17 protein-coding genes are annotated in these 22,098 nt (G+C 64.6%); 7 read left to right on the top strand and 10 right to left on the bottom strand.

Annotated features, from left to right (window positions below):
• Positions 1-261 precede the first annotated feature (261 nt).
• From CR105_RS08875 to CR105_RS08850, 6 genes are all read left to right on the top strand, one after another.
• On the top strand, positions 262-2,646 hold the full coding sequence (locus tag CR105_RS08875) for a TonB-dependent receptor (RefSeq protein WP_099788077.1): 2,385 nt from the start codon (positions 262-264) through the stop codon (positions 2,644-2,646).
• A gap of 126 nt (positions 2,647-2,772) precedes the next feature.
• Entirely contained in the window at positions 2,773-4,470 is a 1,698-nt protein-coding gene (locus tag CR105_RS08870; protein ID WP_099788076.1) for a bifunctional metallophosphatase/5'-nucleotidase, read from the top strand.
• A gap of 54 nt (positions 4,471-4,524) precedes the next feature.
• Complete coding sequence (locus tag CR105_RS08865; protein WP_099788075.1) at positions 4,525-5,574, top strand: S1/P1 nuclease; 1,050 nt, start codon at positions 4,525-4,527, stop codon at positions 5,572-5,574.
• Positions 5,571-6,410, top strand: a complete 840-nt coding sequence (locus CR105_RS08860; protein WP_099788074.1) for a MipA/OmpV family protein — start codon at positions 5,571-5,573, stop codon at positions 6,408-6,410. The genes CR105_RS08865 and CR105_RS08860 overlap by 4 nt, the downstream gene beginning before the upstream one ends.
• 111 nt (positions 6,411-6,521) lie before the next feature.
• On the top strand, positions 6,522-7,094 hold the full coding sequence (locus CR105_RS08855) for a TetR/AcrR family transcriptional regulator (protein ID WP_099788073.1): 573 nt from the start codon (positions 6,522-6,524) through the stop codon (positions 7,092-7,094).
• Positions 7,095-7,195: 101 nt separating this feature from the next.
• Positions 7,196-8,266 carry an MBL fold metallo-hydrolase gene (locus CR105_RS08850; RefSeq protein WP_099788072.1) on the top strand — a complete coding sequence of 357 codons (1,071 nt, stop codon included), beginning with the start codon at positions 7,196-7,198 and terminating at the stop codon, positions 8,264-8,266.
• Here CR105_RS08850 and CR105_RS08845 read toward each other — a convergent pair whose 3' ends face one another.
• Entirely contained in the window at positions 8,267-9,253 is a 987-nt protein-coding gene (locus CR105_RS08845; protein ID WP_131021668.1) for an alpha/beta hydrolase family protein, read from the bottom strand.
• 190 nt (positions 9,254-9,443) lie between these two features.
• Here CR105_RS08845 and CR105_RS08840 point away from each other — a divergent pair, with 190 nt between their 5' ends.
• On the top strand, positions 9,444-9,761 hold the full coding sequence (locus CR105_RS08840; RefSeq protein ID WP_099788071.1) for a hypothetical protein: 318 nt from the start codon (positions 9,444-9,446) through the stop codon (positions 9,759-9,761).
• Between the two features lie 2,341 nt (positions 9,762-12,102).
• Here CR105_RS08840 and CR105_RS08815 read toward each other — a convergent pair.
• The 9 genes from CR105_RS08815 to CR105_RS08775 form a co-directional block, all read right to left on the bottom strand.
• Positions 12,103-12,963 (bottom strand): alpha/beta hydrolase, encoded by an 861-nt coding sequence (locus CR105_RS08815; RefSeq protein WP_099788066.1) that lies wholly within the window; start codon positions 12,961-12,963, stop codon positions 12,103-12,105.
• Positions 12,951-13,814: a metallophosphoesterase gene (locus tag CR105_RS08810; protein WP_229413763.1), complete on the bottom strand. Its 864-nt coding sequence runs from the start codon at positions 13,812-13,814 to the stop codon at positions 12,951-12,953. The genes CR105_RS08815 and CR105_RS08810 overlap by 13 nt, the downstream gene beginning before the upstream one ends.
• Positions 13,815-13,827: 13 nt before the next feature.
• Positions 13,828-14,793, bottom strand: a complete 966-nt coding sequence (locus CR105_RS08805; RefSeq protein WP_099788065.1) for an ABC transporter permease — start codon at positions 14,791-14,793, stop codon at positions 13,828-13,830.
• 3 nt (positions 14,794-14,796) lie between these two features.
• A complete protein-coding gene (locus CR105_RS08800) occupies positions 14,797-15,897 on the bottom strand; it encodes an ABC transporter permease (RefSeq protein WP_099788064.1) in 1,101 nt (366 codons plus the stop codon).
• Positions 15,894-17,423 (bottom strand): ABC transporter ATP-binding protein, encoded by a 1,530-nt coding sequence (locus tag CR105_RS08795; RefSeq protein ID WP_099788063.1) that lies wholly within the window; start codon positions 17,421-17,423, stop codon positions 15,894-15,896. Before CR105_RS08795 ends, CR105_RS08800 begins: the two co-directional genes overlap by 4 nt.
• 88 nt (positions 17,424-17,511) lie before the next feature.
• A complete protein-coding gene (locus CR105_RS08790) occupies positions 17,512-18,507 on the bottom strand; it encodes a BMP family lipoprotein (protein WP_099788062.1) in 996 nt (331 codons plus the stop codon).
• Between the two features lie 326 nt (positions 18,508-18,833).
• Positions 18,834-19,739, bottom strand: coding sequence for a LysR family transcriptional regulator (locus CR105_RS08785; protein ID WP_099788061.1), 906 nt, complete (start codon positions 19,737-19,739; stop codon positions 18,834-18,836).
• A gap of 24 nt (positions 19,740-19,763) precedes the next feature.
• Positions 19,764-20,693 carry a pseudouridine-5'-phosphate glycosidase gene (locus tag CR105_RS08780; protein WP_099788328.1) on the bottom strand — a complete coding sequence of 310 codons (930 nt, stop codon included), beginning with the start codon at positions 20,691-20,693 and terminating at the stop codon, positions 19,764-19,766.
• Between the two features lie 2 nt (positions 20,694-20,695).
• Positions 20,696-21,823 (bottom strand): carbohydrate kinase, encoded by a 1,128-nt coding sequence (locus CR105_RS08775; protein ID WP_099788327.1) that lies wholly within the window; start codon positions 21,821-21,823, stop codon positions 20,696-20,698.
• Positions 21,824-22,098 lie beyond the last annotated feature (275 nt).

Genomic DNA, 22,098 nt, shown 5'->3' with positions numbered 1-22,098 from the left:
CATATATATTTTTATCGTATAAATGCCGAAACGAAATGGTATTTGTCAGCAATGTAGCCTTAATGCATAGTTGACCAAGAACTTGCCTATTTTGTATTTTTTGGCAACTTCTCCATATACGCGTTGATGTCATGTCAATGTCACGCGGCCCCTATAAGCTGCCGCAGTGCGGTCCGGGGTCACGGTGCCGAAACCATTTTTTTGCCGCAAGTGTGTCACTTGCAGATGTCGTTTTTACAATAACACTCTAGGGAGTTCTCAATGCAATCCGCTTTTATTCAACAACCTAAGCTGCGCCTGAGCCTGATCGCTCTGGCCTGCCAGCTCGCGTGCCTGAGCGTGTCGGCGTACGCGCAGACGACGCCAGAAGTCGCTGCATCGGCGCCGCGAGCTGAAGTTGTCATTACCGGTAAGAAAATCGGTATGGGCCTGATGGTTACCGAAGATGCGCCAAAAGCGCGTTCGACCATCACCGCTGAGGAATTGGAAAAGCAGCGCCCAACGGGCAACGCATATGAAGCTCTCGAAATGCTGCCGTCGGTAAACAGCTACAACCATGACGCCACCGGCCTGTTCGGCGGCGGCATGAGCCTGCGCGGTTTCAACAGCGATCAGATCGGCGCCACCATCAACGGCGTGCCGGTCAACGACTCGGGCAACTTCGCTGTCTACCCACAAGAGTACGTCGACCAGGAAAACACCTGCTCGCAGTTCGTGACCCAGGGTTCGACCGACGTCGACTCGCCGCAAGTGGGCGCCTCGGGCGGCAACTTCGGCATCGTCACCTGCAAACCAGAAAACAAGAGCCGCGTGCGCATCGCACAAACCATCGGCCAATTGGCAATGCACAAGACCTTCGTCCGTTACGACACGGGCTATTTTTCCGACAAGCGTTCGAAGGCGTTCATTTCGTTCTCGAATGCACAGGCAGACAAGTGGAAGGGTCTGGGCGGCGCCAACCGCGACCACGTCGATGCCGGCTTTAACTACGACTGGGATCGCTTTAACTACGTGCACGCGACGCTGCTGTACAACCAGGCAACCAACAACAGCATCAACAACCTGACGCTGACCGAACTGAAGAACTTCGGCTACTACTACGACACGTCGCCAACCTTCCCTGGCCACGTCAAGCCAGTGGGCGGCACCGCCCAGCGCGATACCGTGCCGTCGCCGTTGTACTATGGCCTGTACCTGAACCCGTTCAAGAACGCGATTTTCTCGGCCACCGCGAAATTCCGTGTCGGCGAAAACACCGACATCAAGATCATCCCTTATTACTGGTACGGTTTCGGCAACGGCGGCCTGCAGCAACGCTCGCAGAATGAAGGTAGCGGCTTCCTGAACACCACCACGTTGGCGAACACTGCCGCTATCGACCTCAACGGTGACGGCGACACCCTCGACACCGTCATCGTCGCCAACGCATCGGTCACCCGCACCCAGCGCCCAGGCGTGACGGCGTCGGTCACCCACACGATCGGCAACCACGAGATCCTCGCCGGCGGCTGGTACGAGAAGGCAACCCACCGTCAGACCAGCCCGATGGTGCGCGTCACCGACGAAGGCAATCCGGTCGACGTGTATCTGCAGGACGGAAGAATCTTGCGAGCCGACGGCAGCCAGGTCAACATCAGCCGCGACAACCGCACTCTGTCGACCGGATACCAGGCATTCGTGCAGGATACGATCAGCATGTTGGACGGCAAAGCACTGATCAACATCGGGGTGCGCACGCCTTTCATCAAGCGTGATTTCACCAACTACTCCAGCGAAGCGAACCGCAACGCGACTTACCAGATCGCGCGCACCTATAAGGCCGTGCTGCCGCAGTTCGGCGCACGTTACAAGATCACCAACGACGACCAGATCTTCATCAGCATTGCCAAAAACATGAAGGCGCCGCCTAACTTCGTGTTTTCGAACGTCGGCACCAACGTCAAGATCATCAGCCCGGGCGTCGTGCAGCTGGCCGGCGACGTCAAGGAAGAGACGTCGTGGAATACCGACATCGGTTACCGCCACCAGGATAGCCGCTTCATCGCCACCTTCACGGCGTTCGGCGTGTCATTCAAGAACCGCCAGGCAAGCGGGTTCGATCCGATCGCCAACGCCAACAGCTACACCAACGTCGGCGACGTCAAGACGCGCGGTTTCGAAATCGAAGCGAACAACATGCCAATCAACGGCTGGTCGCTGTACGGTTCGGTCGGATACATCAAGAGCGAAATCCAGGACGACCTGCGCGTAACGTCGACCGCAACTCTGCCGCTGGGCGGCAAGGAACTGCCGAACACGCCACGCCTGAAGGGTGGCCTGTCGCTCGAGTACTCGCAAAAATCGTTCTGGGCGCGTGTGAAGGCAAAGGCCACCAGCGAGCAGCAGTCGACGCTGGTCAACGACGAAAAGTCGCCGGGTTACACCGTGTTCGGCTTTGACGCCGGCTACACGTTTCCTAACTACGGCATCCTGAAGCGCCCTAAGCTGACCTTCAACTGGAGCAACATCACCAACAAGCAGTACCGCAATGCGTCGTCGACCAGCGTCACCAATACCACGGCTTACCCTGGTATTTCGGCCGGCACCCTGCGTTACTACCTGGGCGCGCCACGCTTTGCGTCGGTCACCCTCTCGATGGACATCTAAATAGTTCCACCCGGTCCGTTGCAGAGTACACCCTGCAGCGGAGCGGAAAAGGTGCATAATCGAACAGGCCCTCGGGCCTGTTTTTTCGTCCGCTCACTGCAGTACCTACCCGGAATTCTTATAACGATGAAACTTGCTCCCTTCCTAGTCCCGACCGTCCTGAGCCTGGCCCTGGCGCTGGCCGGCTGCGCCGCGCGCGCGCCGGCGCCCGCCGCGCCCATCGACATCAACCTCGTCGCGCTGAACGACTTCCACGGGCACCTCGAAGCGACCAAGTTCGTCTACACCAGCGCGCGCGAGGGCAAGGAAAACACCATGATGGCCGGCGGCATCGACAACCTCGCCGCCGCGCTGCAGGCCTACCGCGTCGAAGACAAGGACTTGCTGCTCGTCGGTGCCGGCGACCTGGTCGGCGGCACGCCGGCGCTGTCGTCGATGTGGGGCGACGAGCCCAGCATTGTCGCGCTGAGCATGCTCGGCATGAAATTCAGCTCCGTGGGCAACCACGAATTCGACCAGGGCCGCGCCGAACTGCTGCGCAAGCAGCGCGGCGGCTGCAAGCCGACCTTGAGCGTCAACGCCTGCAAGTTCGCGCCCGACTTTAGCGGTGCCGCCTTCAGCTACCTGGCCGCCAACGTCATCGACAAGGTCACCGGCCAGCCGCTGCTGCCGGCGTTCGCCATCGAGCAGGTCAAGGGCGTCAAGGTCGCCTTCATCGGCGCCGTGTTGAAAAACACGCCGTCGGTGGTGCTCGCCTCCGGCATCGCCGGCCTCGCCTTCACCGACGAAGCCGACGCCATCAACAAGGCGCTGCCGCAGGCGCGCGCGCAAGGCGCCACCGCCTTCGTCGTGCTGATCCACGAAGGCGGCCACACCACCGAGCCGTTCGATCAGCCCGACTGCACCAGCCTGAAAGGCCCGGTGGTCGGCATCGCCGAGCGGCTCGATCCGGCCATCCGCCTCGTCATCAGCGGCCACTCGCACACCGGCTTCCAGTGCAAGGCCGGCGGGCGCACCATCACCCAGGCGCAGATGGGCGGCCATGTGCTCTCGCGTATCAAGCTGTCGATCGACCCTGCCACCGGCAGCGTGCTTGACGTCGCCGTGCGCAACGTCCCGGTCAAGCCAGGCGAGTATCCGGCCGACCCGAAAGTGGCCGGCTACCTGGCCCGTGTCAAGGCGCAAAGCGCGGCCGCGCTGGCCCGTCCGATCGCCCGTGTGGCGCAGCGCAGCACCGCGCGCAAGATGAACGAGGCCGGCGAATCGGCACTCGGCGGCCTGGTCGCCGATGCCGTCGTCGAAGCGACCCGCGCCCAGGGCGTGCAGGTCGGCTTCATGAACATGGGCGGCTTGCGCAGCGACTTCGACGTCGCCGACAACCTTACCGCCACGTTCGGCCAGGCCCAGGCCGTGCTGCCGTTCTCGAACACGCTGGTGGTGATGGACATGACCGGCGCACAGCTGCGCGCACTGCTCGAAAACCAGTGGCTGCGCGCTTCGGGCGGACGCTCGATGCTGCAGGTTTCGCGCTCGTTCTACTACAAGTGGGACAACGCCAGACCGGACGGCCAGCGCGTGGTGCCGGGCAGTATCCGCATCGACGGCGCCCCGCTCGACGACGCGAAGACGTACCGGGTGGTGGCCAACAACTTCCTCGCCGAAGGTGGCGACGGCTATCCGGTATTCAAGCAGGCGGCCAACAAGGTCGACACCCAGATCCTCGACCTCGACGCCTTCGTCGGCTACCTCGCGCGCAATCAGCCTGGCAGCGCCGCGTTGGCCGCGCCGGCCGCGCCGCGTCCGCGCATCGACCGGATCAACTGACATCCCCGGCCGCCCAAGGGCGGCATATAACGTTCAAACCAAGGAAAAACAAACATGAAAAAACTAGCTTGCGTACTTGCGTTGACGGGCGCCTTCCTGTCGACTGAAGCACTCGCTTGGGGCAACGATGGCCACCGCGCGGTCGGCGCCATCGCCGACAAACTGCTCAAGGGCAGCAACGCCGAAAAGCAGGTCGCCGCGCTGCTGCTGCCTGGCGAGAGCCTCGAATCGATCTCGGTGTGGGCCGACTGCGTCAAGGGCAACTGGTGCGGGCCGCAGACGCCGGAGATGGTCACCTACGTCAGCGCCAATCCGAAGGCCAGCGTGTACCACTACACCGACGTGCCGTTCCAGAAGGACCACTACCACGACAATGACGTTGGCACCGACCCGGACGACATCGTCCAGACCCTCAAGCAGGCCATCGCCGTCTTGCAGGGCAAGACCGATGCGGCGCTGAACCCGCACGGTTTCTCCAAGCGCCAGGCGCTGCTGCTGATCACCCACATGACCGGCGACATCCACCAGCCGCTGCACGTCGGCGCCGCCTTCATCGGCAAGGATGGCAAGTTCGTCGTGCCGAACAAGCACGCCGATATCGACACCGTCAGCATCTTCGATTCGCGCGGCGGCAACAACCTGCTGATGAACGACGACAAGGTCGCCGCCATGGGCGCGAGCCAGATCCCGGGCCAGAACAAGCCTGAACGCGAAGGCGTGCCGAAGGCGCTGACCAAGCCGTTCCACTCGTACTGGGACAGCACGACGGTCGACTACGCGATGCGCCGCATCAGCACCCGCACCCCCGAACAGTTTGCCCAGGCCGTCATCGCCACCAAGCCGGACGTGGCCAAGAACGCCGGCGACCCGGTCACCTGGCCTTACCAGTGGGCCGACGATTCGCTGGTGGCCGCCAAGCTGGCCTATGCCGACGTCACGTTCGGCCCCGGCATCCAGCAGACCAGCAAGAAGGGCGAGATTTACTATAACTGGAACCTCGAAGTGCCGGCCAACTATCCGGTGCCCAGTTCCGCCATCGCCAAGACCCAGCTGATCAAGGGCGGCTATAACCTGGCGTCGCTGCTGCAGGCGATCTTCCCATGAGCGCGCGCAAGCTGATACCGGGCGCGCTGGCGTTGGCCGCGTTGGCCTTCGCGCTGCCGGCCGCCGCGCAGCAAACCACGCTGCCGTTGTGGGAAGCCGGCGTCGGCGGTTTCGCCGCCTCGACGCCTGCCTATCCCGGCGCCGACAGCCGCTCCGGGCGCGTGCTGGCGGTACCGTTCTTTATCTACCGCGGCGAAGTGCTGCGCGCCGACGGCGGCGGCATCGGCGCGCGCCTGGTGCGCACCGACCGCGTCGAATTCGACATCGGCTTTGCCGCTTCGCTGCCTGCCCGTTCCGACTCCGGCGCCGCCCGTGCGGGCATGCCGGACCTTGGCTTCCTTGGCGAATTCGGTCCGCGCGTGAAGGTCTTCCTGACCAATCCGACGCCGACCAGCCGGCTGCGCCTGGACCTGCCGCTGCGCGCGGTGATCGAGTTCCGCGACGGCGTGCGCCGCCAGGGCACGACCTTCGAGCCGCGCCTGGTATACGAAACGCGCCAGCCCGGCAGCCCGTGGAGCTACGACGCCAACCTCGGCCTGGTAATCGGCGACAGCCGCATCAACCGCTACTTCTATGAGGTGGCGCCGCAGTATGCCACCGCGGCGCGCCCTGCGTACCAGGCCGACGCCGGCCTGATGCTGGTGCGCCTCGGCCTGTCGACGTCGTACAAGTTCAACGACGACGTGCGCCTGTTCGGCTTCGTGCGCCTCGAGAGCTACTCGGGCGCGGCCAACCGCGACAGTCCATTGATGAAGAAGGATAACGACGCATCGGCCGGCGTCGGATTCGCCTGGACGCTGGGCCGCTCGAAGACGGCCGCGCGCAGCGCTCAGTAAGAAGAGCAGGGCGCCGCCGCGACTGCGGTGGCGCCATCCCGGTGACAATCTGCTTGCCCTGCGAGCGGTTTGCGGTAATACTGAGTGATTACTCATTTATTGACCTGCACCATGGCGCGACCAAAAAGCGAACAAAAACGCAATGCCATCCTGCTGGCCGCCAACGATGTGGTGGCCAGGCTGGGCACCGAGGCGCCGACCTCGCTCATCGCCAAACAGGCGGGAGTAGCCGAAGGCAGCCTGTTTACCTATTTCCCCAGCAAGGACGCGCTCCTCAACGAGCTGTACCTGCACATCAAGACCGAACTGCGCGACGCCATGCTGCCCGGCTATCCGCTGACCGCTGCACCGCGTGACCGCGCGCTGCACACCTGGCGCACCTTGATCGCCTGGGGCGGGAAGAACCCGACCAAGCGGCGCGTGATGAACGTGCTGGCGCTGTCGGGCCGGGTCACAGAGGACAGTAAAGCCGCCGGCGCGAGGGCGTTCGCCACGTTTGCGGTGCTGCTTGGCGAAGTGCTCAGCGCGAGCCCGATGCACGCGGTGCCGATCTCGTTCGTCGCCTCGCTGATGGGCGCGATGGCCGAGACCACCACCGAGGCGGTGGCCCAGGATCCGGCGCATGCTTCCTTGTTGACCGATGCTGGATTCGACGCCTTCTGGCGCGCCGTCGGCTGCGCATGAGCAGCTTTTTTTTGTCATGATTAAATGAGTGGGCACACGCTCATTTTAAGATGCGCCGCTGGTTGGCGCCTGATTAACCGACTCCTTGACCTGCCACCTCCATGCGCCTCCTTTACGCTTCGCTCATCTTCGCAATCCTGTCGACCATGACCTACTGCACCGTTGCTTCCGCACCGCCGCGCGCCGCCGATTCCCCGCAAGCGCACGACGGCAAGTTCCGTAACCCGGTCCCGATGTACAAGCAAAGCGCCGGCCAGATCGCGCGCCTGGCCTGGATCTTCCTTTTCGATAAGCCGGCCGGCACCACGCCCGAGCAGGCGATCCCTGTGCGCACCCTGACCAAAAGCGAGCTGCTCGCGGCGCCCAACAATACGCTGTATCGCCTGGGCCATTCCACCATGCTGATCAAGCTGGCCGGCGAGTTCTACTTGACCGATCCGGTGTTTTCGAAACGCGCCTCGCCGGTGCAATGGGCCGGCCCGGCGCGCTTCCATGCGCCGCCGATCAGCATCGAAGAGCTGCCGCCGATCAAGGCCGTCATCCTCTCGCACGACCACTACGATCACCTTGATCACGCGTCGATCGTGGCGCTGGCGGCCAGGACGACGCAGTTCCTCACGCCGCTCGGCGTCGGCGACCGCCTGGTCGAGTGGGGCGTCGACAAGGCCAAGGTGCGCCAGCTCGACTGGTGGCAGGAAGTCAAACTGGGCGGCGTACGCTTCGTCTCCACGCCGGCGCAGCATTTCTCCGGCCGCGGCCTGCGCGACGGTAATTCGACCTTGTGGACATCGTGGGTGATCGAGCACGACGACCTGCGCATCTTTTTCAGCGGCGACACCGGCTACTTCGCCGGCTTCAAGGAAATCGGCGCCAAGTATGGCCCTTTCGATGTCGCCTTGATGGAGACGGGCGCCTACGACAAGCAGTGGCCCGACGTTCACATGCAGCCCGAAGAGACGATGCAGGCCTTCCTCGATGTCAAGGCTGCCTGGCTGCTGCCGGTCCACAACGGCACGTTCGACCTCGGCCTGCATCCGTGGCGCGAGCCGTTCGACCGCATCGCCGCATTGGCGCAAGAGCGCGGTGTGTCGATGACGACGCCGGAAATGGGCGAGCCGCTCGACCTCAGGAAGCCGCATGCGGGAACCGCGTGGTGGCGCGCCCTCAAGTGATTAACCCGGGCTCAGTGCTTTGGTAAAAAACGACACGACATCAGAGTTGAAGCGGCGATGAAAAAGTTCGCGATCGAACCCATTGCCGTTAGTGCATATTTGTGGCGCAAGGCTTGACAACTTTGCGCTGCAAGGAGCCAGGAAATCGAAATGCCCCGCCTTGGCGACTGAGTGGTAGTCCGGTTGTTTCGGCAAAGACGTTCGAACAGCCTCTGCATACCAGGGGTGCGGGAGGAGCACATCGTCTTCGGCGCGCCATAGTTGGACGGGTACGTCGACGCCATGTAACCCTGTGGCGCCAAAGGTGAATCCCAGGGCCGGCGCTGCAATGACTGCCGCGCCGATGCGAACGTCATGCAGCGCTTTGGTGGGCACCGTTGAAATCTGCGGAAGTTGGTCTTTGTTCTGTGACAGCAAAGTGCAGGCGAAGTCCGATGGATGCGCTTTGCAATGCGTCGAGATCAGCGTCAGATCCGGGATGCCGCCGATATTGACGAGTGCCGTAAAAGCCCCGGCGGAATGGCCCAAAATGCCTATGCGACCGGGCGCCAGGCTGGTACGGCCTTGCCACGTGCCGAGCATGTAGTCGATTGCGCCGGAAACGTGTTTTGGGCGCGCCATGATATCGACGGATCGGCTTCGATCGGCATAGTTATCGCCCGGATGCGTTAAAGCGGCGACAACAAATCCGGCGTTCGCCAATGCCAGCGCAGTATCGTAGTGACTCAGTCCGAATCCTCCCGTGCCGTGCGAAAAGACGATGAGCGGCAGTCTGCTTCCTTCGACCGCAGCGCCGATAGCGACATCTTGCGTAATCACGCCCATATTCCGAGTTGCTACCGGCGCTGGGCTCGGGTACCAAATGTCGACTTGCATTGGCGCTCCATTTGGACTTGGAATACTGATCGATTGGAAGCCGGCGCCCGCGGCGCCGGCGTGGACGACCGCAAACAGTGCAGCGCAAACTAGCGTTTGGATGATTTTCATGGTGGTCTCCCTTTGATTGACAATGGACATCACTCTAGCGGCAGCCATCAGGCGCCGGGTCGCCATGCGACCAGGCGGCAAGGAGGTGCGCGAGGTGCGCCAGGACAGCGCGAAATGCGCCCGCCCACCCGACCGGACGCCGCGCGGCGCCGGTTTCTGGTACGGTCATCGAAACCCTGATGGAGCCGCCATGGAAAACCCGCTAATCTATATTTTCGACGACTTCGACGCTGCCGAGCGTGCGCGCGAGGAGCTCATCGAGTTTGGCTTTGCCGCGCCCGCCGTCAATCTGGAGGTGCGCGACGACGAGGCCGGCCCGGTGCAAGGCAACTTCACCGTCGGCGACAACCCGGCAGTGGCCGGCGGCGAAGCCTACAAGCACACCTTCGCCAACACGACCCACCGCGGCCTGTGCATGTTGACGGTCGCCCCGGCCAACGCCAGCCAGCGCGACTATGCGGTAGGGCTGCTGGCGCGCTATGGCCTTCGGGAGGGACCCGGTGCCTAGACGCGGTTGATCTAGCCGAGGCAGCAGCTCATGGCTGTTCCCTTTCTCGCCTCCCGTCCTTCAACGCTTACATTTTTCGCAAGATTTTCATGTAGAATCTGGCCCCGTCCCTATGAGTCGCCAGAATGTTCGTACCCATTGTCACCTTCGCGGCAGCGGCGCTTGTCGGTGGGCCGCTCCACGCCCAGTCGCTCACTGCCACGCCCAACGGCGCGGCGCCCGCCGTCATTGTCGACGGCGCGCTGACCGAATCGCAATGGACTGACGCGCCGGCGCTTGAGCACTTTGTCGAGTACGAACCGAGCAACGGCGCCCGGGCCCCTGACCACCTGCGCACCAGCGTCAAGCTGCTGGTCGACGAGCACGCCCTCGTGTTTGGCATCCGCGCCTGGGACAACCAGGCCGCCCGCATGCAAGGTTCGCTGGGGCGGCGCGACAAGGTGGGCACCGATCAGGACTTCATCGGCATCTGGATCGACCCAACCGGGCAAGGACAGTCAGCGCAATTTGTGCGCGTCAATATCGCCGGCGTGCTCACCGACGGCATCAGCCGCCGCAATGCCGACGACGACCTCGGTCCCGACTACCCGATCGATGCCGCGGTCAAGGTCCTGCCCGACGGCTACAGCATGGAAGTGCGCTGGCCGCTGTCGAGCCTGCGCTTTCCTTACCGTGACGGCAAGCCCTGGCGCGTGATGATCGAACGCAGTGTGCCGCACGATGGTGGCAAATTGCTGCTGAGTGTGCCGCTGAAAACCGGCGGCGGCAATTACCTGGCCGACATGGCGCCGGTCGCGGGAATGGACCGGACGGTCGCGGCGGTGCGCGATCGCCGCTTCGTCGACGTGCGCCCGGAGCTGACGGTGCGCAGCGGCAAAGGGCCCAGCCTCGGGGTCGAAGTCAACGCCCGGCCGCGCGCCGACTGGGTGCTCAACGCCACGCTCAATCCCGACTTTTCGCAGGTCGAGATCGATGAACCGGTCAGCAGCGCCAGCCGCATCGCATTGAGTCTGCCGGAAAAGCGCGGCTTTTTCCTCGAGAGCGCCGATGTGCTCGGGCTGCCGTTGGCGCCGTTCTATTCGCGTACAGTGGCCGATCCGGCCTGGGGCGTGCGCGCGACATGGCGCTCGGCCGGGGCCGATGCCACGGCGATGAGCCTGCGCGACCGCGACGGCGGCGTCGTGCTGCGCGGCGGCGCCTATGAAACGGCAGCCTATGTGCAGCGCCACCAGACGCTGGCCAGTTTCGCGCGCACGCGCTGGCACCTCGAACGGGGCGTCGTCGGCGCTTTCGCCTCCATGCGCGACTACAGCGCTGCCGGCGGCAATGTAGTGGCGGGCGTAGACGGCCAGCTTGATCTTGGCGGCGGTAACCAGGCCGCGTGGGTTGCCATGCACTCGCGCACCACCGCCGGCTTTGGCGATGCCGGCGCCGCGTTGACGCCGGCACGGCGCGGCGCTTATTTGTGGAGCCAGTTCAAGCACAATTCCGACGACTGGATCAACGATCTGGAATTGCAGGTCATCTCGCCAGGGTTTGTCAACGATAACGGCTTCGTGCCGCAAGCCGGCATCGCCGAGGCCCGGCTCAACCTTGCCAGGCGCCTCGGCGAGCAGGACATCGGCATCAAGCTGTATGAATCGGAAGCCTATGTGCGTCTCCACCAGGTCGCTACCCTTTCCGATCCGGTCAATGGCCAGCGCGGCGGCGAGACGGTATCGAGCGCCATCCATCCGGGTGTATGGATGTACGGGCCGCGCCAGACCCGGCTATGGGCCGAGTACGGGTCAGATCGCCTGCGCGGAAAGCGCGATGGCAAGCTGCATGAGGTCCCGGCCATGCATGCGGGCTTCGAAACCAAGCCGATCGCGTGGATCGCCCATCTTGGCGGCGAGCTGGCGGTCGGGCGCAGGCTTGACGTGGAGGCGGACCGGGTCGGCCGCGGCGGCGAAGTGCTGGGCATCCTCAAGCTGCGCTTCGGCTTGCCGTTCGGCTGGGCCACCGAGCTCGATCATCGCCTCAACCGCACCTGGGTCGACGCCGGCGACGGCCGCCGCGTTTGCCGACACCGGCTGGCGTTGGCTGGCCATGCTGCACTTCAGCCCGCGCGACTCGCTGCGCCTGCTGGCGCAGAACACGGCCTACGCGCGCCGAATCGACAACCGCGCCGGGATCGATGCCTACGCCGACCGCCAGCTGCACCGTTCGTTGTTATACCGCCACCTGTGGCAGCACGGCCGCTCGATGTCGCTTGCCTGGTCCGCCGACCGCACCCGCAATCCGGATGTGCTCGACAAGACCCTGACGTTCAAACTGCAGTGGGAGATGTAGCGAGCAATCGTCAGCGTTGCGGCGGATGCAGATGGGTGGCGAAGAATGCACCCACCCGGCGTTCGTACTCGGCCGGCGCGACCGCGTGCAGGTCGACATGCGCCGCGCCCTCGATCAGCCACAGCTCCTTCGGTCCCGGCAGCGCAGCGTAAATGCGGCGCGTTTCGGCGGCCGGCGTGTGCAGGTCGACGGCGCCGGAAATGACCAGCGTAGGGCTATGCAGCGCCGCGGCCTGTTCAACCGGCCGCAGTTCGCGTGGCGACGCCCCGGCCAGTAGCGGCAGCTGGTACATCAGCAGCGGCGCCAGCCAGGCTCCCGGCGCGCCCAGGCGCATCCGCAGCCGGTTCGCCACCGCTTCGCCGATGGTCGGATACATCGATTCGAGTACCACCGCCGCCGGCGCCGGCCGCGGCGTCGACAGCACCAGCGACGCCGCGCCGAGCGACACGCCGATCACGCCAATCCGCTCGCCGGGGAACTGCTGCGCCAGGAAGGCCAGCGCGCTGCTGGCGCCTTCCTTCTCGTGGGCGCCGAACGTGATGCGCGTGCCGCTGCTCTCGCCATGCGACGCAAGGTCGATCAGCAGCACCGTGTAACCAGCCTTCCACAGAAAGCGCGCGCGCTCGAGCATCTGCAGCCGGCTGGCGCGCAAGCCGTGCATTAGGAGCACGGCGCCGCCGTGCGGCTTGCCGGTCGCCAGCCAGCCCGCAACGTAGCCCGATCGCGTGGCGATGCGCACCGTGACCGCGGGCAGATCCTCCGGCGGCGAGCCGACCGCGCCGGGCGATGGCGCGCTGAGGCTGTGGCCGACCATCAGCAGCGCCGCCAGCGCCGCCAGTGCCGTCAGCGCCAGTGCGATCAGGCCGCGCATGGCAGCAGCGTGCAGATCACCAGTTCGGGATTGGCGTTGAGCCGCACCGGGATCGTGCTGCAACCGATGCCGCGGCTGACCAGCATCACGCCGTTGTCCTTCACATCGAAGCGCCCGTAGCAGAACTCGCGGCACAGCGGCCCGCTCGGCACGATGATCGGCCGTCCGCCCGGCAGCGCGACTTGGCCGCCGTGCGTGTGGCCGGCCAGCGCCAGGTCGAAGCGATGGCTGCCGGTGAGCAGCAGGCCGTCCGGCGAATGGATCATCAGGATGCGGGTCTCTTGCGCGCCGGCGAACGTCGGCGCCGCATCCGGCCGGCCGGTCCACGGGTCGTCCATCCCGCACAGCGAGACCGATTCGAACGGCGCGCCCAGCACCAGGTTGCGGTTGACCAGCACCTCGACGCCGGCCGCCGCCAGCACTTGGCGTATCAGGCGGTCGTCGGTCCACAGGTCGTGGTTGCCCATCACCGCGAACTTGCCCAATGGCGCCTTGCAGCGCGCCAGTCCGTCGGCCAGCGCCTCGGCATTGCGCGCGTGTCCGGAGACGAAGTCGCCGCCCAGCAGCAGCACGTCGGGCTGCTCGTGCGCGATCAGGTCGAACAGCAGGTCGAAGAGGGCGGGGGCGGTAGTCGGCCCGGCGTGAAAATCGGAGGCGAAGGCAATCCGCAGCGGGCGCTGTAGCGCGCGGCCCGCAGGCAGCATGACGTCGTGGCGCGTGACGCCAAGGCGCCCGTGCAGGCCGCAGCGGTAGCTGATGCGCGCCAGGTGCCCGCCGCGCATCAGCGTGGCGAGCAGCACTTCGCTGAAGCGCCGCCAGCGATAGTTGTGAGTGCCGCGGTGCTGCGTCACTCGTCGCCTTTCGTTAGCGCGACTTGACGAACGGTTTGCCGATCGCCTTTGGCGCCACCGACTTGGCCATCAGGCCGGCCAGCACGATCACCGTGACGATGTACGGGATCATCTGGATCAGCGAGCCGGGAATCCGGCCCACCAGCGGCAGGTCGACGCCTTCCATCTGGATCTGCACCGCCGAGAAGAAGCCGAACATGATGCAGCCGAGCGCCGTGTACAGCGGGCGCCAGTTGCCGAACACCAGCGCGGTCAGGGCCAGGTAGCCGGCGCCGGCCGACATGTCGCGCAGGAAGAAGCCGCTCTGCACGATCGCCAGGTAGGCGCCCGAAAAGGAGCACAGCACGCCGGCGATCAGCATCGCCATGTAGCGCGTCGCCTCGACGTTGACGCCGGCCGCATCGGCCGCATGCGGGTTCTCGCCGCAGGCGCGCAGGCGCAGGCCGAAGCGGCTGTGGTACACCACCCAGTGCACCACCGGCACCAGCGCGAACGCCAGGTACACCAGCAGCGAATGGCCGCCGATCACGTGGCCGTAGAACCAGCCGATAAACGGGATGCCTTCCAGGGCGGCGGTGCCTGGCAAGACGATGTCGAACAGGCGCGCCTGGCCGAGGTCCGGCGTGCGTCCGCCCTGCTGGTAGAAAAACTGCGCCAGCACGAACGTCAGGCCGCTCATGGCGATGTTGATGGCGATGCCGCCCACCAACTGGTTGCCCTTTTGCGTGATGCTGACATACCCTTGCAGCAGCGCCAGCGCGGCCGACACGGCGATGCCGGCCGAGATGCCGTACCAGACGTTTTGGGTGGTGAACGCCACCGCGGCCGAAGCGAACGCGCTGGCCAGGATCTTGCCCTCGAGCGCGAGGTCGATCACGCCGCTGCGTTCGGCGAACAGGCCGGCCATCGCGGCGAACATCAGCACCGGCGCATTGCGAATGGTCGACACCAGGATGCTGGCTAAGTTGAATTCTTCCATGGCTTATCCTTTCGCCGGCACTGGCGTGGCGCGCAGGTTGATCAGCTTCAGGACCGCGGGAGCGTAGAAATTCTCCATCGCGCCGCAGAACAGGATGATCAGGCCCTGGATGAAAATGAAGGTCTCTTGCGGGATGTTCGGTTTTTCCAGCGACAGGTCGAAGCCGCCCTGGATCAGCGCGCCGAACAGCACCGCCGACAGGAAGATGCCGACCGGGTGCTGGCGGCCCATCAGGGCGATCGCGATGCCGACGAAGCCGGCGCCGGCCGGGAAATTGAGCGACAGGTAGTGGGTCGAGCCCATCACCGAATTGACCGCGGCCAGGCCGGCCAGCGCGCCGGAGATCAGCATCGCGACGATGATCATGCGGCTGATCGACACGCCGGCGTAGTGGGCGGCGTGCTGGTTCAGGCCCGTTGCGCGCAGCTGGTAACCCCACGACGAGCGCCATACCATCACGCCGTAGATCACCAGCGCGACGATCGCCACCAGGAAGCTGACATTGAGCGGGGTGTCGCCGAGGATCGGGAACCACTGGTTCAGGCGCGGCATCTCGCCGGCGGCGGCAAACACGCGGCTGGCCGGATTTTGCTGGCCTTCCGGGATCATGTATTTGACGATGATGAAGTTCATCAGGCTGGCGGCGATGAAGTTGAACATGATGGTGGTGACCACCACGTGGCTGCCGCGCCTGGCCTGCAGGTAGCCGGGAATGAAGGCCCACAGGGCGCCGAACAGCGCCGCGCCGATCATCGCCACCGGGATCAGGAGCCACGCCGGCAGCGTCGCGTCGAACGCCAGCATCGCCATCGTCAGGCCCAGGCCGCCGAGGTACATCTGGCCTTCGCCGCCGATGTTGAACAGGCCCGCCTTCATCGCGATCGACACCGACAATCCGGTGAAGATGAACGTCGAGGCGTAGAACAGCGTGTACGACAGGCCTTCAGGATTGATGATGGCGCTGTTGATCAGGATGCCCATCGATTCGGTCGGGCTCTCGCCGAGCAGGTGGATTACCAGCGCGGCCACCAGCAGCGCCGACACCAGGTTCAGGAGGGGCAGCACCACGGCGGTGGCCCAGCGGGGAAGTTCGGTCTTTTTCATGATGTGTGCATCCCGCCCATCAGCAGGCCAATGCGGGTGGTGTCAAATTCTTCGATGTTCAATTCGCCGGTGATGCGCCCGCCCGACATGACGATGATGCGGTCGGCCAGCGCCCGCACTTCCTCCAGTTCGACCGACACCAGCAGGATCGCGACGCCGTCGTCGCGCATTTTGAGCAACTGCGTATGGATGCTTTCGATGGTGCCGATGTCGACCCCGCGGGTCGGCTGGCCGACCAGCATCAGCTTCGGCGCCGCCGACACTTCGCGCGCGATCACCACCTTCTGCTGGTTGCCGCCCGAGAGCAGGCCAATGCGGATGTCCGGATCGGACGGGCGCACGTCGAATGCGGTAAGCAGGTGCGCGCAGCGCTTGGCGATGGCCGCGAAGTCGAACAGGCCCCAGCGATTCTTGACCCGGTCCTGGTAGCCGAACACGGTGTTCTGCATCACCGAGAAATCCTTGATCACGCCGTCGCGCAGGCGGTCTTCCGGAATGTGACCGATGCCCATCTGGCGGAACGTGGCCGGCAGGCCGTCGGCGTCGGAGCGGCCGGCGAACGGCAGCGCCTTGCCCATCATCTCGACCTTGCCGGCGCTCGGCAGGCGCATGCCCGACAAGATCTCCAGCAGTTCGCTCTGGCCGTTGCCCGACACCCCCGCGATCGCGACGATTTCGCCGGCGCGCAGGGTGAAGCCGATGTTGGCCAGCAGGCGCACGCCGGCCGCGTCGTTCAGCTGCAGATTCTCGACCTTCAGCACCGCTGCGCCGGGGTTGAACGGGGCGCGCGGCAGCTCGCTCTGGATCGGGCGGCCGACCATCATGTTGGCCAGCTCTTCTTTCGACGTGCCGTCGGTTGCCACCGCGCCGACCACGCGGCCGGCGCGCATCACCGTCACCTGGTCGGTGATCTCCATGATTTCGCCGAGCTTGTGGGTGATCAGGATGATGGTTTTTCCCTGCTCCTTGAACAGGCGCAGGATCTCGAACAGCGACGCCGTTTCCTGCGCCGTCAGCACCGCGGTCGGCTCGTCGAGAATCAGGATATTGGCGCTGCGGTAGATCTGCTTGAGGATCTCGACGCGCTGCTGGGCGCCGACCGACAGGGTCGAGACGACCGCCAGCGGATCGACGTCGAGCCGGTAGCGCTTGCAGATTTCGCGCAGCTTCGCTTCCGTATCCGCGCGCTTGGCGGCCAGCCGAAAGCCGCCTTCGGTGCCGAGCATGACGTTGTCGAGCACCGTCATGTTCTCGACCAGCATGAAGTGCTGGTGCACCATGCCGATGCCGAGCGCGATCGCTTCGTGGCTGGTGCGGATCGCGTGCGCCTGGCCGTCGAGCAGCAGCTGGCCGCTGTCGGCTTTGTAGTAGCCGTACAGGATGCTCATCAGGGTCGACTTGCCGGCGCCGTTCTCGCCGATCACGCCGTGGATCGAGCCCTTGGCGATGGCGAAGCTGACGTCGGCGTTCGCCTGCACCGGGCCGAAGGCCTTGCATATGTTGCGAAATTCTACGGCTGGCTGCATAGCGAATCAGTAGTCAAGGTGGATGCATTCAAAAGCGCGCCGGACCGGAAAAACCGGTGCGGCGCGCTCTCAGGTGGTGCTGTGAAAATCAGACCGGGCAGCTGCTGCCGACGCGGTAGTCGATGACTTTGATCTTGCCGCTGATGATGCCGGCCTTCGCTTCATTGACCTTCTTTTCCATCTCCGGCGAGACGACCTTGCGGTTGTCCTTGTCGAGCGCCCAATCGACGCCGCCTTCTCTCAGGCCGCGGTAGCTCACGCCCGGTTTCCAGGTGCCGTTCTTGACCGCCATGAACGAGTCGTACACGGCGCCGTCGACCCGCTTGACCATCGAGGTCAGCATGGTACCCGGATGCAGGTAGTTCTGGTTCGAGTCGACGCCGATCGCCAGCTTGCCCTTTTCCTTCGCCGTTTGCAGCGTGCCCATGCCGCTGCCGCCGGCGACGGCGAACACCACGTCGGCGCCGCGGTCGAACTGCGCGCGCGCCAGTTCGCCGCCCTTGGCCGGATCGTTCCAGGCCGCGCTGGTGGTGCCGACCATATTCTGCAGCACTTCGACTTTGGCGTTGTTCGCTTTGGCGCCCTGGCTGTAGCCGCACGCAAAAGCGCGGATCAGCGGGATGTCCATGCCGCCGACAAAACCGAGCTTCTTCGATTTCGATGCCATCGACGCGGCCACGCCGACCAGGTACGAGCCTTCTTCTTCGCGGAACAGGATCGAGTTGACGTTGTTGCCCTTGGCCACACTATCGATCAGCACGAACTTCACGTTCGGAAATTCCGCCGCGACCTTCTGCACCGCCTGCGTCTGCGAGAAGCCGACCGCCGCGATCAGGTCGAGCTTTTTGCGCGCCAGGCCGCGCAGCACCTGCTCGGCCTGGGTATCGCTGCTCGCTTGCGCCTCGATGTAGCCGATCTTGGTTTCGGCCTTGAAGCGGTTGGCGCCTTCGAACGCGGACTGGTTGAAGGACTTGTCGAACTTGCCGCCGGCGTCGTACACGATGCCCAGTTTCGGGTCGGCCGCCGATGCGCCGGCGGCGACGAGCAGCGCCGCGATCGAGATGCTGAGTTGCTTAAATTTCATGAAGGCTCCTGGAATATCGATATTGTACCCGGCGCAACGTCCGCAATGGGAACGACTGTGTAGCTTAATAGTAACTAAACAGGCAAAGCCAGCAATTCCGTGCATGCCCAGCCGCATAGTGTCAGGTCTGCACAGAACATGTCGTTACCGATTGTATCGAGATCGATTCTCGGGGGAGAAAGGCTGCCGCTGCAGAACTATGCATCATCGACAATATGTATGGCAAATACGTTTTAACTTGCCGATTTATATTTTTACCGTATATATGAGGACTTCGGGGTCAGACCTGGGTCTGACCCCGATGGTGGGCGCGGTGCCGGCGTCGCTTATTCGGCGGCGGCAGGGTTGAGGATGTTCAGGAAGGCGCGCACAACCGGCGCATCGTCCTGCGTAGTGTAGGCGATGTACAGGTTGGCTGACGGCGCAGCAGTCTTGATCGGCAAGAAGATCACGCCCGGCCAGCCGATCCGGCTGGTCGTCTCCGGCATCAGCGCCACGCCCAGGCCCGCGCCGACCATTGCCAGCAGCGTCTGCGGCTCGGTCGCCTCCTGGAAGATCGTTGGCTGAAACCCCGCGTCGACGCAGCACTGGATCAGATAGCGCGGGAACGCCGACTTGTCCAGCGCCAGCGTCAGCATCGGCTGGTCGGCGATGTCGATCAGCTCCACATGCCCCTTGCTGGCCAGCGGATTGTGTTCGTTTACCGCCACGCACACGTTTTCGCGGAAGCACAGCTCCTGGCGCAGGTTGTCGTGCTTGAGTTCGTCCTCGTTGAGCTTGGGCTCGCGCCAGAAGCCGACGTCGATTTGCTTGGCCCGCAGCGCCTCGTACTGCACGTTCGGCCCCGACTCGTGCAGCGTCCACGTCACGCGCGGGTACTTGGTCTGGAATTCTTCCAGCAGGCTGGGGATCGGTCCCCACATCGCCGAACCGACGATGCCCACCCGCAGGCGCCCGACTTCGCCGCGGTCGATCTGGCGGATGGTGTCGATCGTCATGCGCATCTTCGCCAGCAGCTCCGACGCCTCCGCCATCAGCGCCTTGCCGGCCACCGTCAGCTCGAACGTGCGCGTGGTGCGCGCGAACAGCTTGACCCCAAGCTCGCTCTCGAGCTTCATGATCTGCTGCGACAGCGGCGGCTGCGAGATGTGCAGCCGCTCGGCGGCGCGGCTGAAGCTCTTTTCTTCGGCAACCGCAAGGAAGTACTTCAGCTGTTTCAGGTCGATGGACATGGCGCCCTTTTCTAGCGGTTCAGGTCAGACCGGCTGGGTGCCGGGAAAATCGTGCAATGCCAGCGCCAGCCGCGCGCCCACCACCGCATTGTGCTTGACCAGCGCGATGTTGGTGGCCAGGCTGCGGCCGCAGGTCAGCTCCTTGATGCGACCTAACAGGAACGGCGTCACCGACTTGCCGGTCACGCCGCGCTGGTGCGCTTCCGCCAGCGCCTGGGAGGTGATGCGGTCGATCTCTTCTTTTTGCATCGCCGCTTCGGCCGGCACCGGATTACTCACCACCACGCCGCCGCGCAAGCCGAGCGCCCATTTGGTGTGAATGAACGCCGCCTGCTCCAGCGGGCTGTCGAGCTGGAAGTCGGCATTGAAACCGCTCTCGCGCGTGAAGAACGCCGGGAAGCCCGCCTGGCCGACGCCGATCACCGGCACGCCGTGCGTCTCCAGGTATTCGAGCGTCAGGCCGATGTCGAGGATCGACTTGACCCCGGCGCACACCACCGCCACGTTGGTCTGCGCCAGTTCCTGCAGGTCGGCCGAAATGTCGAAGCTGGTCTCGGCGCCGCGGTGCACGCCGCCGATGCCGCCGGTGACGAATACCGCAATGCCGGCCAGCTGCGCGCAGATCATCGTCGCCGCCACCGTGGTCGCGCCGAGGCGCTTCTGCGCGACGACGAACGGCAGGTCGCGCCGGCTCACCTTCATCGCGTCGGGCGAAGTGCCCAGCAGCTCGAGCTGCTCGTCGGACAAGCCGATGCAGATCTTGCCGTCCATGATCGCGATGGTTGCCGGCACGGCGCCGGCGTCGCGGATGATCTGCTCGACTTCGCGCGCCATCGTCACGTTCTGCGGGTACGGCATGCCGTGCGAGATGATCGTCGATTCGAGCGCGACGACCGGGGTGCCGGCCGCGCGCGCGGCGGCCACTTCTGGCGAGAACAAGAGAAACTGCTGCATGGTCATTCCTGGTAAAGAGCGTTAAATGGTTGCGGCGCGTCGGCCGCGCCGACGTCGAGCAGGCTGTCGGCGTCGAGGGTAGGGCAGACCGTCTGGTCGCACGCGAGCGTCATGGCCGACAGCTTCAGGCCACGCCGGCACGCCAGTTCAAGGTCATCATCGCCCTGGAACAGCGACCAGCAAACGGCCGCGGCGAAAGCGTCGCCGGCGCCGGTGACGTCGACGATGTGCGCCGGCGCGGCAGCCAGGTGCCTGACGCTGCCGCCGCTGGTGAAGCACACACCCCCACCGCCACGCGTGACGATGACGTCGCGCGCTCCCTGCGCCTGCAGCGCCGCGCAGGCGGCGGCCAGCGCACCTTCGCTGTCGACCGGGGCGCCGGCGCGCGCGGCCAGTTCGCCTTCGTTGAGGATCAGCAGGCGCAGGCCGTGCAGGTCTTGCGGCAGGCGCGCCATCTTTGGCTGCGACACCGCCACCAGCACCAGCGTGGCGCCGTCGACGCGCGCCTCGGCCAGCAAGGCCGCCACCGTGTCGGCCGGCAGGTTCAGGTCAGCCACCGTCAACGCCGCGGCAGCGCGCCGCCGGCTGGCCATCAGGGCCGGCGTCAGCACGTCGTACAGGGCCATGTCGGCCAGCGCGACGACCATTTCGCCGGCTGCATCGAGCACCGCGGTGTAGGTGCCGCTGCAAGCGCTGGCCACTTTCACGGCGCCGCCGGTGTCGATGCCGGCCGCCTCGGCATCGGCCAGCAGCGCGCGTCCGGACGCATCGTCGCCAATTGCCGTCGTCAGGCTCACCGGTGCGCCAAGGCGCGCCAGGTTCTCGGCGATATTGCGTGCCACGCCGCCGAACGATTCGTGCTGGCGCGCCGGATTCGACGTGCCCATCACCAGCGGCGCCTCCGGGCGCAGCTTGCGGTCGATGTTGGCCGCGCCGATGCAGGCGATCGGGCGCGCGCCTGGCAGCACGTACGCGCGCCCGAGCAGGCGCCGATCGCGGATCAGGCTGGCGATGTGTCCGGCCACGGCTGAACGCGACAGGCGCAACTGATCGGCCAGCTCCTGCTGGGAGATGAAGGGGTTTGCACGAATCAGTTCGTACAACTGATCTTTCTTGGGCAGATCGTTCACATTTTCGCCATTAACAAACAATTGTCTGAAAGAGTAAACACTTGTTCATTCGCTGTCAATCGGTCGCTGTACTTCGCTCTTGCGCCCTGAAGAGCCAGGCATGCTCAACAACGATTCAATTTATACGATCTTAATATAAATAAGGAAGAAAATGGGTATTTGCAATACATATCCCGATTGATGCATAGTTATAATACTAGGCCGCCCGGTTCGCCTCCGAACGCGCTCCCGGCCGTTTTGCCCCAGATTTCACCTCATCCTCACCGAACAAGGAA

It is taken from the genome of Massilia eurypsychrophila, assembly GCF_002760655.1.
Lineage (GTDB): Bacteria > Pseudomonadota > Gammaproteobacteria > Burkholderiales > Burkholderiaceae_D > JAFCUW01.
Note: the sequence above shows the minus strand (reverse complement) of the source record. Positions and strands in the feature narration are given on the sequence as shown.

What these genes read in the sequence shown, in the direction of transcription:
- CR105_RS08860 (WP_099788074.1), top strand. Translation starts at nt 5,571, where the DNA reads ATGAGCGCGCGCAAGCTGATACCGGGCGCGCTGGCGTTGGCCGCGTTG.
- CR105_RS08790 (WP_099788062.1), bottom strand. Translation starts at nt 18,507, where the DNA reads ATGAAATTTAAGCAACTCAGCATCTCGATCGCGGCGCTGCTCGTCGCC.
- CR105_RS08870 (WP_099788076.1), top strand. Translation starts at nt 2,773, where the DNA reads ATGAAACTTGCTCCCTTCCTAGTCCCGACCGTCCTGAGCCTGGCCCTG.
- CR105_RS08805 (WP_099788065.1), bottom strand. Translation starts at nt 14,793, where the DNA reads ATGGAAGAATTCAACTTAGCCAGCATCCTGGTGTCGACCATTCGCAAT.
- CR105_RS08845 (WP_131021668.1), bottom strand. Translation starts at nt 9,253, where the DNA reads ATGAAAATCATCCAAACGCTAGTTTGCGCTGCACTGTTTGCGGTCGTC.
- CR105_RS08850 (WP_099788072.1), top strand. Translation starts at nt 7,196, where the DNA reads ATGCGCCTCCTTTACGCTTCGCTCATCTTCGCAATCCTGTCGACCATG.
- CR105_RS08815 (WP_099788066.1), bottom strand. Translation starts at nt 12,963, where the DNA reads ATGCGCGGCCTGATCGCACTGGCGCTGACGGCACTGGCGGCGCTGGCG.
- CR105_RS08865 (WP_099788075.1), top strand. Translation starts at nt 4,525, where the DNA reads ATGAAAAAACTAGCTTGCGTACTTGCGTTGACGGGCGCCTTCCTGTCG.
- CR105_RS08785 (WP_099788061.1), bottom strand. Translation starts at nt 19,739, where the DNA reads ATGTCCATCGACCTGAAACAGCTGAAGTACTTCCTTGCGGTTGCCGAA.
- CR105_RS08795 (WP_099788063.1), bottom strand. Translation starts at nt 17,423, where the DNA reads ATGCAGCCAGCCGTAGAATTTCGCAACATATGCAAGGCCTTCGGCCCG.
- CR105_RS08800 (WP_099788064.1), bottom strand. Translation starts at nt 15,897, where the DNA reads ATGAAAAAGACCGAACTTCCCCGCTGGGCCACCGCCGTGGTGCTGCCC.
- CR105_RS08840 (WP_099788071.1), top strand. Translation starts at nt 9,444, where the DNA reads ATGGAAAACCCGCTAATCTATATTTTCGACGACTTCGACGCTGCCGAG.
- CR105_RS08855 (WP_099788073.1), top strand. Translation starts at nt 6,522, where the DNA reads ATGGCGCGACCAAAAAGCGAACAAAAACGCAATGCCATCCTGCTGGCC.
- CR105_RS08875 (WP_099788077.1), top strand. Translation starts at nt 262, where the DNA reads ATGCAATCCGCTTTTATTCAACAACCTAAGCTGCGCCTGAGCCTGATC.
- CR105_RS08780 (WP_099788328.1), bottom strand. Translation starts at nt 20,693, where the DNA reads ATGCAGCAGTTTCTCTTGTTCTCGCCAGAAGTGGCCGCCGCGCGCGCG.